General features: G+C 32.2%; 10 protein-coding genes and 1 other annotated feature. Of the genes, 2 read left to right on the plus strand and 8 right to left on the minus strand.

Going from position 1 to position 11,217, the window contains the following annotated elements:
* Nucleotides 1-139: 139 nt before the first annotated feature.
* Nucleotides 140-393 (minus strand) — a binding site (T-box leader).
* 67 nt (nt 394-460) lie between these two features.
* The 7 genes from DFR80_RS14410 to DFR80_RS14440 form a co-directional block, all read right to left on the minus strand.
* Nucleotides 461-1,933, minus strand: a complete 1,473-nt coding sequence (locus DFR80_RS14410) for a pitrilysin family protein (protein ID WP_114490409.1) — start codon at nt 1,931-1,933, stop codon at nt 461-463.
* Nucleotides 1,933-3,312, minus strand: a complete 1,380-nt coding sequence (locus DFR80_RS14415) for a pitrilysin family protein (RefSeq protein ID WP_233493932.1) — start codon at nt 3,310-3,312, stop codon at nt 1,933-1,935. Before DFR80_RS14415 ends, DFR80_RS14410 begins: the two co-directional genes overlap by 1 nt.
* Complete coding sequence (locus DFR80_RS14420) at nt 3,305-3,922, minus strand: molybdenum cofactor guanylyltransferase (protein ID WP_076545332.1); 618 nt, start codon at nt 3,920-3,922, stop codon at nt 3,305-3,307. The genes DFR80_RS14415 and DFR80_RS14420 overlap by 8 nt, the downstream gene beginning before the upstream one ends.
* Before the next feature lie 56 nt (nt 3,923-3,978).
* The gene (locus DFR80_RS14425) at nt 3,979-4,356 is read right to left on the minus strand and encodes a helix-turn-helix transcriptional regulator (protein WP_076545333.1); all 378 of its coding nucleotides are present in this window, start codon (nt 4,354-4,356) and stop codon (nt 3,979-3,981) included.
* An 87-nt stretch (nt 4,357-4,443) separates the two neighbouring features.
* Entirely contained in the window at nt 4,444-6,594 is a 2,151-nt protein-coding gene (locus tag DFR80_RS14430) for a heavy metal translocating P-type ATPase (protein WP_114490410.1), read from the minus strand.
* Between the two features lie 195 nt (nt 6,595-6,789).
* The gene (locus DFR80_RS14435; RefSeq protein WP_076545335.1) at nt 6,790-7,941 is read right to left on the minus strand and encodes a M23 family metallopeptidase; all 1,152 of its coding nucleotides are present in this window, start codon (nt 7,939-7,941) and stop codon (nt 6,790-6,792) included.
* A 133-nt stretch (nt 7,942-8,074) separates the two neighbouring features.
* Nucleotides 8,075-9,157, minus strand: coding sequence for an HD-GYP domain-containing protein (locus DFR80_RS14440; protein ID WP_158537736.1), 1,083 nt, complete (start codon nt 9,155-9,157; stop codon nt 8,075-8,077).
* Nucleotides 9,158-9,341: 184 nt separating this feature from the next.
* Here DFR80_RS14440 and DFR80_RS14445 point away from each other — a divergent pair, with 184 nt between their 5' ends.
* The gene (locus tag DFR80_RS14445) at nt 9,342-9,587 is read left to right on the plus strand and encodes a glutathione S-transferase N-terminal domain-containing protein (protein WP_076545336.1); all 246 of its coding nucleotides are present in this window, start codon (nt 9,342-9,344) and stop codon (nt 9,585-9,587) included.
* A gap of 121 nt (nt 9,588-9,708) precedes the next feature.
* Here DFR80_RS14445 and rpiA read toward each other — a convergent pair whose 3' ends face one another.
* Complete coding sequence (rpiA, locus tag DFR80_RS14450; protein WP_076545337.1) at nt 9,709-10,377, minus strand: ribose-5-phosphate isomerase RpiA; 669 nt, start codon at nt 10,375-10,377, stop codon at nt 9,709-9,711.
* A gap of 331 nt (nt 10,378-10,708) precedes the next feature.
* Between rpiA and DFR80_RS14455 the strand changes: the two genes are divergently transcribed.
* Nucleotides 10,709-11,128, plus strand: coding sequence for a zinc dependent phospholipase C family protein (locus DFR80_RS14455; RefSeq protein ID WP_114490411.1), 420 nt, complete (start codon nt 10,709-10,711; stop codon nt 11,126-11,128).
* The last annotated feature ends 89 nt before the right edge of the window (nt 11,129-11,217 follow it).

The following is an 11,217-nucleotide window of genomic DNA, read 5'->3' on the forward strand; positions in this document are numbered from 1 at the left end:
TAATTCCAATTATAAGGAGTTTTTCTATTTTAAGCAAGTATTTTCGCTGAAAATAGAACTTGACATTTATTAAATATTTTTATGCAATGCTAGTGATAAAATTAGTAATAATAAAAAAAACAAAAAGCTCTCCCATCCAGTTAAGGACGAAAGAGCAATTAATTCGCGGTACCACCTTAGTTCTTCCTAAAATACAGAAAGCACTCATTGATTAACGACTGCTGTGCCGTTACTGATTAATCCAGATTATCAAAATTAACTACCTGATGATCTGACTGGTCAGCAAAACTCAGAGACGACTTCATTTTCTTTAACTGCCGAAATCTTACAGCCACTGGATTTCGTTCTCTTTCAGTTTAAGGAAAAATTACTACTTCTCATCATAGTTTTTAAATATTTAACTATCGTTATTATAATACCTTATAATCCAGTCTGCTGTCAAGAACTAAAATCCAGTGAATCAGGATACAGGCTGATTATCAATTACTTCTACTTTTAGACCAGCTTCTTTAAATTGAGGCAGTATTTTTTCTTTTGGACCAACAATAACTGTAAAAAGAATCTCCGGATAAAGATCTTCAGCAAAAATTTGCTGAACCTCCTGGACCTCAAGCCCATTATACTGATTAATAAAATTATTTAAATATTGATCAGAATTGTTGTAAAATTCTTTTTGATAGACTAATTCATCTAAAACATCTATTTGATGCTGATAGGCTTTGGGAAAGATTGCATTATATAAATTAATATTTTCAAAGAGTTCCTGCTTTTGCAGGGGTTCTTTGCCAGCTTTAATTTTTTTCATTTCTTCTCTAACTGCTTTCATACCGGCCAGAGCTTTTTGGGGATCCAGACTTAAATTGATAAAATATGCCCCTCCGTAATCATTATAACTCACCTGAGAGTTGATACCATAAACATATCCTTTGTCACTGCGAAGATTTTCCATCAACCGGCTGTTGAATCTTCCACTTCCAAAAATTTTATTCCCCATTAAAAACGGAATTCTTTTTGGATATTTACTGCTGTAAAAATTATATCCCATTTTCATACTGGCCTGAGTAGCATCCTCTTTGTTAACTACAATTATTTTTTGATGAATTTTAGGATTAACTATAACCTGTTTTTTAGATAATTTTTCAGCATTATTTTTCCAATCAGCAAAATTACTTTTGATTTCTTTTTTTAATTCTTCTAAATCGAAATCTCCACTGATAGCAATTGAAATTTTATCGGGCTGAATAGTCTTAGCGTAAAATTTTCTTAGCTCTCTGGAATCAACTTTATTTAAAAAATCTAAAATCAAATTATAGTTATAATTATAACCATAAGGATGGTTTCCATATAGATTTTTAAAGAAATACATGTTTAATAAGGCAGAATCATTATAGAACTGCTGTCTGTATAGCTGTTGATATTCTTTAACAGTTCTTGTAAAATGTCGACCATTAAATTGAGGTCTAATTAAAACTTCAGCCAGTAATGTTATTAACTCTTTACTTTCAGTACTTAATGAATTACCACTAATAGAAATTCGATCAGATCCTGCCCCCAGATTTAAAGAAAGTGCATTAACTTCTTTAAAAAGAGCAAGTTCACTCTCTGGGTAATTTTCGGTAGCCTTAAGCATCAATTCAGTCATTAAGGTAGTTATTCCTGTATTAGCCTCAGTTTCATTAATTTTACCGCTGTCAATATATCCTCTGAGCTCAAAGATTGGCAAACTTCTGTCCTGAGCAAGATAAAATTTCATCCCATTATCCAGTTCTAAAAGCTCATAATCGGGAATTTCAAGCTTCGGTTTCTTGTTTACTGCATCTGCAAGTTCTCTAAAAAAATCCGGACTGAAATTTTCGGTGCCTGCAGTCACATTAAAACTAAAAAATAATATTATAATAAGGCTGAAGATTAGAATTTTATAATTTCTTCTCACTATTGAGCACCACCTTTATTTTCAGGTAAAATATAACCTTTTGTTCTTCGATCAAAACTAAAGTATTTCCTGGCAATTTGAATTAATTGATCTCTACTTAAACTATTGATAAAGTCAATTTTTTCTTCTATAAGTTCTGCTTTATTAAATCTAAGTTTATTAAGTGCATAAGTGGAAGCAGCTGAGTTAAGATTTTTTTGAGAAAAAATCAGAGATTTCTGATACTGCTTTTTGACCATTTTGAATTCCTGAGTAGTTATTCCTTCAGCAAAGATCTTCCTCAGCTCCCTATCAAATGCCTGCTGTGCCTGTTCAACTAAATTTGTGTTGGAAGGGATAAAATATATTAAAGCAAAAGAATCTGTTCTAAGAGGATAAAGAAACGCTCCACTATCTAAAATTATACCGGCTTCCTTCTGCAACTTTTCCTTCAGGCGGGAACTCTGATTATTAGCAAGAATATCAAGAAAAATCTCTAAAGCAGTTATATCCAGATTATCTGCTGGCGGAATTTTGTAAAGCTGAAGAGCATAAGGAATATTGGTATTTAATTCAACAGTTTTTGTCTTCTCCTTAGATTGTTCTGGCAGCTTAAATTCCTTTCTCTCGATATTTGAGGCAGTATAATCAGCATAATATTTTTTAGCAAAACTTTTTACTTTTTCAGCCTCTACATCACCACTGACAACAACTAACGCATTGTTTGGTGAGTAATAACGCTGATAATAATTTTGCAATTCCTGGATAGAAATATCGTTAATATCTTCCATCCACCCAATAACATTATGCTCTAAATAACTATCTTTAAATGCGTGGGCTTTAATTTCTTCAAAGCCTCTTGCAAATATGTTATTCTCAGTACGCATTCTTCTCTCCTGCTTAATAACTTCTCGTTCTCTATTAATTTCCTTTTCCTTAAATCTTAAATTATGCATTCGATCTGATTCTAGAGCCATCACAAGTTCCAGCATAGAAGATGGAACCTCATGATAATAGTAAGTATAATCAAAATTTGTGGCAGCATTTAACTGTCCCCCAACAGAAGAAATCAAATCGTCTATTTCTCCTTCCGGAAGATTTTCAGTTCCTAAAAACATCAGATGTTCTAAAAAATGAGAAATGCCAGTCTGTCCATTTTTTTCGTCAATTGAACCAACATTATAATAAATTGAATATCTGAGCAGAGGAATTGAATGATCAGGAAAAATCATAAACTGCAATCCATTATCAAGTTCAAAACTCTGATATTCTGGTGGATCCAATACAATATCTTCTGCCCCGGCTGTAAAAGAAAATATTAATATTAGTGATAAAATACACAAAAAATAGATTGATAAAAAATATTTTTGATATAATTTTCGAACTTTTGTTTTAATCAAAACTTTCTGCCTCCTCTTTTAAATAATTAATTGCCTTGCTTTGATCTTCGGGATAATTAAGATTAAAAAATAACTTTTCCAGTTTAAAATTTCTTTTTAATATTTCTTCTTTAATTATTTTTTTCCTGCTCTTTTGATAAAAAGACTTAATTTTAAGATTGTTTTTAAGTATTTCACTTTTAATATTTGAGAGCAGCGACCGCTGATATATAGCAGCCAGAGGCTCCAGATATCCATTAAAGCAGGATACAATGATTTCTGCTTCCGGACTTTCGGCTGCCTGTTTATGGATAAAATCAAAGTATTTACTGTTTAAAAATGGCATATCACAGCCACAGACAAAGTTATAACTGCTTTTAGAAAAATAAAGACCGGTATAAATGCCGGCCAGCGGACCACGATTCTGATAAATATCTTCTCTAATTTCAGCTTCTTTAAGAAAAGAATATTTAACAGGAGATCCTACAATAATAACCCTGTTAAAACTGGTTTTTAAATTATCATAAATATATTCAATTAATGTCTTTCCAGCAAAGGGTAAAAGAGCTTTATCACTTCCGAAACGACTACTTTCTCCCCCTGCCAGCAGCACTGCATTTATTTTTGGCATTAAATCTTCCTTTAACAATTTTTAAATAACATTAACTAATAGAATTTATTTCTAGACTAATCTTCAAGTACATGTTCAAGTCCCTGACCAAAAAGGCACATTACATGGTCATCATCAAGTGAATAATAAACTGATCGCCCCTGTTTGCGATATTTAACCAGTTTATTATTCCTCAAAACTCTAAGCTGATGAGAAATGGCAGAAGAACTCATATCAAGCAGTTCCGAAAGATCACAGACACAAAGTTCTCTTTCTTTTAAAGCATAAAGAATTTTTATTCTAGTTGGATCACCCATTGTCTTAAATAATTCAGCCAGATCATAAACTACTTCATCAGCCAGATTTTTTTCTTTCATAATTTCGACTACTTTATTATCTGGATTAAAAACCTCACAAATATCACACATTGCTTTTTCTTTTAGTTCAGCTGCCATTTTTTTCACTCCATTTCTTAGCTGTTTAAAAATAATAGTATGGTTTAAATTTATTTACCTTAAATTCATGTTAACTCAAGTCTGTATTTAAATCTCTTCCGTCTTTAAAATTCGCATTACATTAAATACTGCCATTAAAGCAACTCCAACATCAGCAAATACTGCTGCCCACATTGAAGCCATACCTAAAACACTTAAAATCATAACTGCAGCTTTAATTGACAGAGCCATAATTATATTCTGCCAGACCAGTTCCTTAGTTTTTGCAGCAATATTTAGTGCTGAAACAATTTTAGATGGCTCATCAGTCATCAATACCACATCTGCAGCTTCAATTGCAGCATCTGAACCCAGTCCACCCATAGCGATTCCTAAATCTGAGCGAGCAAGTACTGGTGCATCATTGATTCCATCTCCAACAAAAGCCAGCTTATTTGAACTATGCAGCAACTCTTCCACCTTTTCTACCTTTTGATCAGGTAAAAGCTCAGCATAAAAATTATCAAGTTTCAAACTGGAAGCTACTTTAGCCGCTGTCAGTTGATTATCTCCGGTTAACATTGCTAAATTATTAATACCGAGTTCTTTTAGCTCAGAAACAGCTGCTTTAGCATCATCTTTTAACTGATCAGAAATTATGATTGATGCTAAAAACTCACCATTTTTAGCAAGATAAACTGCTGTTCCCGTGCTATCTGTTTTTTCATACTCTATATTATTTTTCTGCATAAGTCTTTCGTTTCCTGCTAAAATTAGATTATTATCCAATTCCGCTTTAATACCAGCACCAGAAATTTCCTGATAATTGCTCGCTGCTGAATGTTTTTTATAATTTTTTGCCGCTTCAATAATTGATAGAGCAATTGGATGATTGGAAAACTGTTCCACCTCCGCCGCAATTTCCAGAATCTCTTCTCGGCTGTAGTCACTGTAGATATTAACTTCAGTTACTTTAAAATTACCCTCTGTTAGAGTACCGGTTTTATCAAAGACAATTGTATCCAGTTTATTAAGTGCTTCCAGATAATTCCCTCCTTTGACCAGTATCCCATTTTTTGAAGCCAGTCCTATCCCACCGAAAAAACCAAGGGGAATTGATACAACCAGAGCACAGGGACAGGAGACCACCAAAAATATTAAAGCTCTGTAAAACCACTGATCAAATGCAGCACCGGTTAGTAGAGGGGGCAGAATAGCGACTAATGCTGCTGCTAGAACTACCAGTGGAGTATAATAACTGGCAAATTTGCTGATGAATTTTTCTGTTGACGCTTTTTTTGAACTCGCATTTTCGACCAGCTCAAGTATCTTTTTAACAGTTGAATCTTTATATTCTTTTGTAACTTGAATTGTTATTAGTTTATTTAAGTTAATCATACCACTCAAAACAGAATCTCCTTCTGCTACATCTTTCGGCAGAGATTCTCCAGTTAAAGCTGATGTTTCAAGTGCTGTTTCACCACTTACTATTCTTCCATCAACCGGAATCTTTTCGCCCGCTTTTACAGCAATCAGATCATCAACTTTTAATTTTTCGGGATCTACTTTGATAATCTCATCATCTTTTATTAAATTTGCGTAATCAGGCTGAATATCCATTAAATCCTTAATTGAACGCCGGGAATTATTTACTGCTCTCTCCTGGAATAATTCTCCTACCATATAAAAGAGCATTACTGCTACTGCTTCTGGATATTCTCTGATCCCAAATGCTCCAATAGTGGCAATAACCATTAAAAAGTTTTCATCGAATATCTGCCCCTGGCCAATATTTAAAACAGCAGCCTTTAAAACAGGATAACCAATTAATAAATATGCTGTTATGTAAGCCGGTAGAGACAGGCTGTAAAAAATATTTCCCTTAAAAACACTTAAATTAGAAAAAGCAAGAGCAAATAGAAAAAACATGACACCAATAAAAATATTTTTCTTTTGCCAGAGATATGCTCTAAGTGAATTAGCCCTGTCATTATTTTCGTTTTCTTCACCTTTATTTAAAACCTTAACTCCTGGTTCAATTCGATCAGAAATTTGCTGCAGTTCTGATTTTATTTTTTTAAGTCTTGATTCCTCAGCAGCAACTTTAAGAGTTGAAGTTGCAAAATTCAGTTCGACATTCTCCATTCCTTCCAGTTCTTTTACCTGGTTTTCAATTTTCATTGCACAGTTAGAGCAATTTAAACCTTCCAGTTCAAATTCTTTTTCTTCTCTTTTTTTCTTTTCAGCTGTCTTCTGCATAGTTACACCTCACCTTTAGTTATTATATATGAACAATTATTCAAATGTTTCATAAATTAATTATAAATTATTTTTTAATTAGTGTCAAGGTAGATCTTAATAAATATAAATCTCCAAATCGAATTGTTATCTAAAAATAATAAAACTCCCCATTAAATAAATAATGAGGAGTCAAAATTACATTAATATTAAATTCTATCTATTGATATAATCTAACGGATTTTCGGGGCGACCATTTACCTGTACTTCAAAATGAAGATGCGGACCAGTTGAGTTACCAGTATTACCCGATCGAGAAATAACTTCTCCCTTACCAACTGATTCTCCACTTCTTACTAAAAGTTTAGAATTATGAGCATAAAGTGTTCTTAAACCTTTTTGATGCTCAATGATTACAACATATCCATAACCGGTTGCCCAGCCACTATAAACAACTCGACCTGAACTAACAGCTCTAATTGGACTACCCATTGGAGCAGCAAAATCTAAACCTTCGTGTACTCTACCCCAGCGCGGTCCATAATAAGAGGTAATACGTGTATTAATTGGATACATAAATTTCTGATCCAGACGATCCTGATAGCTGAACTCTGGTTTTGCACCTCTTAAAATTAATTTTTGATCAATTTTCAAACCAGAAGGATCTTCAAGATTATTATCTCTCATAATTGTTTCAGTTTTAATATTAAATTTACCTGCAATACTGGCTACACTTTCTCCAGGTGAAACTCGATAAATAATTCCTTTGACAGGTAAGATTTTAAATTCCTGACCCGGTTTTATGCTATTCATATTGCTGATATTATTGGCTCCGATTAAAGAATCAATATTTAAACCATGTTCATGAGCTATATCCCAGAGGGTTTCTCCACTTTTAACTTTATGTACTTTTACCTGATCAATTAACTGAGGTTCATATCTTTTTTCAAAAGCAGTTTTCTGCTGATCCTGTTTTTTATTTTGAACAGTATTTTTTTCTCTCTGCTCAGTAACTATTTTAGTTTCTTTTCTCTCATTTTTAAAATTTTGACTGACATTATCAGCGGCCTGATCTAAACTTATAGATTTATCCGACCTGCCTGAATTAGTATTTAAAGACTGACTGCTATTTATATCAGACTCTTTATCCAATTGTTCTTTAGTTCCAGAAACAGCAGTATTAAATTTCTGCTTACCATTATTTAGAACTCTCATGCTGTTCTGGCCAGCATTTATCTGACTGGTTCTTCCAATCTGTCTATCTGCTAATCCACTGCGACCACCTACATTCATTGAACTACTGTAAGCAGAAAAAGTAAGTAAAATAAATATGATAAAAAAACCGGTCAAGCGCTCTCTTCTTCTCAATTTTTTCTCCACCCTTTTGGTTTCTTTTGAAAAAAATCTGTATAAAATAAAATTGTTGTCTACTTTACTATTATAACAGAAACAAACGGCTATTTAAAGGCTTTAATTCTAAAAATGAAATTAAATATCTGCTTTAACTAATATTATCCAGAAATACATCTAAAAGTAATGGTGAAAATTGTTTACCGCGATTATTTTTGAGACGTTTAATAGCTTCTTTGTGACTGAGAGCTTTTCTGTATGAACGGTTAGAAGTCATAGCATCCCAGGCATCTGCTATTGAAACAATCTGAGAAATTATAGGGATTTCATTTCCCGCCAGCTGATCAGGATAACCACTACCATCCCATTTTTCATGATGATAAAGTACATAGCTGGCAATATCTTTTAATTCTGCTGAATCTTTTAAGGTTTGATAGGCCCACTCTGGATGCTTTTTTATCTCAGAGAATTCCTTTTTAGTGAGAGGAGCTTTTTTGTTTAATATAGAAGCAGGAATTAATGTTTTACCTATATCATGTAAAATACCAGTCCAATAAGCCTGCTGAATTTGGTTTTTATTTAAACCTGTCAACTCTGCCAGTTCTCTACTCAACTCAGCAACTTTCTGATTATGCCCTTTTGTGTACTGATCATGAATGGCAAGTAGATTACTTAAAGATAGTATAATCTCCTGCTTTAATTTTTCCTGTAATCTTTGATACCTTTTTGAAATCAGATATGATGATGCTATTTTTTCCAAAAAAGCACCAATCTTTACCGACTGATTACTAAATCCTTTATATTTTTTTGCTGGAATGTATAAAATCGCTGCTCCTAAAAATTGATTATCCAGCTTAAAATTTATAATTAGTTTTTTATTTAAACGCTGTGATTTAAAAATAATATCTCCAAAATAAAAACTGGAGTAATTTTTCTGAAAGCTAGCTATATCAAAAGATAGCAGTTCCTGTCTATATACTTTTTTTAGAAAATATGCTGGATCCTGATAATTTATTACAATTTGTCCATACTCAGCTTCCGGAATCAATTTAAATGCTTCAGTTAAAATTAAATAAAAAAAATCAATTTCTGTCTCAGCTTCTTGAGTTTTTTCAAATAACTGGAATATACTTTCAATATTTGAATTAAGTTCAGCTTCCTGGAGAAAATAATTCCTTAAATTAAAACTATTCAGTTCTGTTTCTGCAGATATCTCATTGTAATTATTATACATGCTGGCTCCTTTCGCAATAAACAAACAGTTAAATTTAAGCCAATTCTTTAAACTCATCTTAATTATAACATATTTTTACAAATATTTGTAATATTATTCAATTAGAAAATAATAAAGGAATTCTGGAGTTTAAATAGAAATTATTATCTAAGGTATGACATCTTAAATACGAAAGGATGATAAAATGTATAATTTGAAATTATATTACTACCCTACCTGTCCTTATTGCAGAAAAGTAACTAAATTTATTGACAAAAATGATTTAAATGAAGTGGAATTAAAAAATATTAATCAGGATCAAAAAGCAGAATCCGAATTAATAGAAGTTGGAGGCAAGAGACAGGTTCCCTGTTTATTTATTGATGGTGAGCCTTTATATGAATCTGATGATATTATAAACTGGCTAAAAAGTAATCTCGTTGAAGATTAAATATTTAATCAAATATTTAGCCAAACCGCTCCTGGAGGAGCGGTTTTATTATTACTTAGATGTGATTTAAACTGAAAAAAGGAGCCCAGCTGCTGCTGGCTCCTCATCAGTTTCAATTTAATTATTTTTCTAAAACCTCTATATGACCATCATTATAACCTACCACAATAATTTCTGCCATTTCTGCAAAAATCCCATTCTCTACAACTCCAGGCAGCTTGTTTAATTCCACGGCTATTTTTACAGGATCTTCAATTTTGCCAAAATCACAATCCAGAATATAGTTCCCATTATCTGTAACAAAAATCTCCCCATTTTCTTTTCTAATCTTTGAACTACAGCTGAATTTTTCAATCATTTGCTGTGTATACTGCCAGCTAAAAGGAGTTACCTCTACCGGAAGTGGAAATGCTCCCAGATGCTCAACAAGTTTAGACTCATCTACAACTATAATCAACTGATCAGTAGCTGAAGCAACTATCTTCTCTCTTAAGAGAGCGCCACCTCCACCTTTAATCAGGTTAAAGTCTGGATCAACTTCATCAGCACCATCAATTGTAAGATCAAGTGATTTAACATCGGATAATTCTACAAGTTCAATTCCTTCTGCTGCTGCCAGTTTTGCAGTTTCTTTTGATGTTGGTACAGCCTTGATTTTCAGTCCATTTTTAACCATTTCTCCTACTTTTTTTATTGCATAGTAAGCAGTTGAACCAGTACCCAGACCTATTATCATCCCATCTTTAATATATTCTGCTGCTCTTTCTCCAGTAAGTTTTTTTGCCTTCATAAATTATCTCTCCTTCTTAATTTAACTTGTTTATTAAAATTATATTTTAATGATTTACCGTAAACAATTTAACAGAAATTTAAGCCGGCTTCAAGTAAACTTTATAATAAATAATAATTAAGCGATCAATTTAAAATTATATGATTCTAAGTAAAATCTTATCAAAATTAAGATTTAGATTCAATAATTAAATATTTAACAGCAGAGAATCAAAGGAAAATAAATCCATTTGCTAATTTGTAAGGTCTATGTTATTATTAAAATATCGAAATTTGTTGGCAAGGATTAAAATTACCGGGAGGTATTGAAACTGGATACTAGAACACACAAAATGCTGGCTTATAAAATTCATGATCATTTTGCTAAAAATGATATCTGGCTTTCCAAAATGGCACTTGCCTGGGGAAGCATGAAACCTGATTTTATTAAAGGAGATATAAGCCACTTTAAAGATGAAACTATGGAATTTTTTTATAAGCAATTTGATGAATTAAAAGAAATGAATCCCGACCAAAACCCCTATAAATTTGCAATTAAACTGGGAGAATTATTCCACTATATTGCAGATTACTTCTGTAGAGCTCATAACGACCCTGAACTTAATCCAGGAACACTTCGAGAAAAAACAGTTCATGTCTTTCATGAATGGAAATTAAATCTGCATGCACAGAATCTACACCCTGATTTTTTCAAAAAGGATCTGGAAGAAAATTTTGTCTACAAAAATAATTTGAAGACTTTTATTCACTAGCATTGCATAAAAATATTTAATAAATGTCAAGTTCTATTTTCAGCGAAAATACTTGCTTAAAATAGAAAAACTCCTTATAATTGGAATTA

The sequence above is a fragment of the Halanaerobium sp. ST460_2HS_T2 genome (assembly GCF_003337665.1).
Lineage (GTDB): Bacteria > Bacillota > Halanaerobiia > Halanaerobiales > Halanaerobiaceae > Halanaerobium > Halanaerobium kushneri.

Bases quoted from the DNA above. Each gene is read 5' to 3' on its own strand.
- DFR80_RS14420 (WP_076545332.1), bottom strand. From the start codon at position 3,922: ATGCCAAAAATAAATGCAGTGCTGCTGGCAGGGGGAGAAAGTAGTCGT.
- DFR80_RS14425 (WP_076545333.1), bottom strand. From the start codon at position 4,356: ATGGCAGCTGAACTAAAAGAAAAAGCAATGTGTGATATTTGTGAGGTT.
- DFR80_RS14430 (WP_114490410.1), bottom strand. From the start codon at position 6,594: ATGCAGAAGACAGCTGAAAAGAAAAAAAGAGAAGAAAAAGAATTTGAA.
- DFR80_RS14440 (WP_158537736.1), bottom strand. From the start codon at position 9,157: ATGTATAATAATTACAATGAGATATCTGCAGAAACAGAACTGAATAGT.
- DFR80_RS14445 (WP_076545336.1), top strand. From the start codon at position 9,342: ATGTATAATTTGAAATTATATTACTACCCTACCTGTCCTTATTGCAGA.
- rpiA (WP_076545337.1), bottom strand. From the start codon at position 10,377: ATGAAGGCAAAAAAACTTACTGGAGAAAGAGCAGCAGAATATATTAAA.
- DFR80_RS14455 (WP_114490411.1), top strand. From the start codon at position 10,709: ATGCTGGCTTATAAAATTCATGATCATTTTGCTAAAAATGATATCTGG.